Genomic DNA, 1,665 nt, shown 5'->3' on the forward strand with positions numbered 1-1,665 from the left:
CGATCACCGCGGCCAGGTCGCCGGTGACCGTGCCCCACATCATCGTGTCGCCGGGGACGACGGTTCCGCTCTCGACGTGCCCCGCGACCCGGGTGCCGTCCACGGTCACCAGCTCGACGCGCGCGACCTCCGTGCCGGGCAGCCCGGCGAGCACCAGCTGACCGGGCGCTCCCGTGGCGTAGTCGTCGCTGAGGAAGACCTCCATCTTCGAGCCGGGCTTCAGGAAGGCGTCGGTCCCCATGCCCCACTCGTAGACCCAGCCCCCGTCGCCGCCGCGGGTCAGCAGGGCCGGTCCGCAGCGGGTTGCGGTGCCCACGCAGCCGAGGTACGCCGGGCCGTCGTCGACCAGGATCCCCAGGTCGGTCGAGCCCACGGGGTAGCTCCCGTCCTCGTCGGCGAGGTCGGTCTGCTCGATGTGCTGGACGCCGTCGTAGAGCCAGTGCGGGAAGTCCGCGGGACGGTAGCTCGTGACGCCGCTGTAGTGGTGGGCGCCGGTGTCGACGGGCGCGCCGACCGGACGGATCGGGTCGTCGAGGCCCCAGTCCCGCTGACCGCCGTCGGGCGCGGGCAGCACCACCTGCCAGTCGGACACCTGCGTGGCCCCCGGGATCTCGGCGAGGGCGCGCCGGCCCAGCTCGGACAGCTGGTGCGGACGGTCGGCCGGCTCCGGCTCCCGGGCGCGGTCGCTGTCGCCGACCGTCGCGACCACGACACCGGTCGCGGCGCTGAGCGCGCCGAGGCGACGGCGGCGCAGGCCGGCCTCGCGGATCGCGGCCAGGTCGGGACGGCCGGGGTGGGTGTCCTCGCCGTCGTGCAGCTCGCGCTCGAGCTGCTCGATCGTGCGTGTGCTCATCGCAGGTCTCCCTTCACGAAGTGGTCGTCGTCGACGTCGGAGCCGTCGGCGACCCGCAGCTTGCGCAGCGCGCGCGACAGGGTGCTCTTCACCGTGCCGGGTGCGATCTTCAGCTCGCGGGCGACCTCGGCCTCGGACAGGTCGAAGTAGTGGCGCAGCACGACCACCCGGCGCTCCCGGTCGGTCAGGCCGGCGAGCAGGCGCACCAGCTCGTCCCGGTCGCCGGCCAGCTCGTCCGCACCCGCACCGGGCTGGGCGCGGCTCGCCAGCGTGGCGTCGACCGCCCCGCCCGGCACCTCGTGCGAGCGGCGGCGCCGGAGCCGGTCGATGTTCGCGTTGACCAGGACCCGGCGCGCGTAGGCCAGCGCGTCGGACCGGCGTACCCGCCGCCAGCTCGCGTAGGTGCGGGCCAGTGCCGTCTGCGCCAGGTCCTCGGCGAGATGGTGGTCACCGGTCAGCAGGTACGCCGAGCGGTGCAGCCGTGGCCACGCGGCCACCGCGAACGTCTCGAAGTCGTCCTCGGCCGTCACATGCCCTCCCGGAGTGGGTGATCGTCTCACCCCTTCTACGCATCGGGGACGCGCGCAGGTTCTGCCGGCGGCGCTGCGTCCGCGCTATCCGAAGAAGACGCGCGCCTCGGCGTACTCCTCGGGGCTGACCAGCTTCAGGGCACCGGTGCCCTCGATGAGCGGGACCCGCACGATCTTCGTGCCGCGCAGCGCCATCATGGTGCCGAAGTCGCCGTCCGCGACGGCGTCGCTGGCCTGGAGCCCGAAGCGGGTGGCCAGCCAGCGGTCGAACGCCGTGGGCGT

Annotated in this window: 2 protein-coding genes and 1 pseudogene; all 3 read right to left on the reverse strand. The window is 74.2% G+C overall.

The window, feature by feature from the left end; translation table 11 throughout:
- Positions 1-853: hypothetical protein (locus tag Q0L15_RS22165; RefSeq protein WP_296607016.1), on the reverse strand; the 853-nt coding region annotated here is incomplete at its 3' end.
- Positions 850-1,383 (reverse strand): SigE family RNA polymerase sigma factor, encoded by a 534-nt coding sequence (locus tag Q0L15_RS22170; protein WP_296607019.1) that lies wholly within the window; start codon positions 1,381-1,383, stop codon positions 850-852. The genes Q0L15_RS22165 and Q0L15_RS22170, both read right to left, overlap by 4 nt.
- An 84-nt stretch (positions 1,384-1,467) precedes the next feature.
- Positions 1,468-1,665, reverse strand: a pseudogene (locus Q0L15_RS22175) (6-phosphofructokinase); the annotation flags it as partial.

The sequence above is a fragment of the Nocardioides sp. genome, from assembly GCF_024509035.1.
Taxonomy (GTDB): Bacteria; Actinomycetota; Actinomycetes; order Propionibacteriales; family Nocardioidaceae; genus Nocardioides.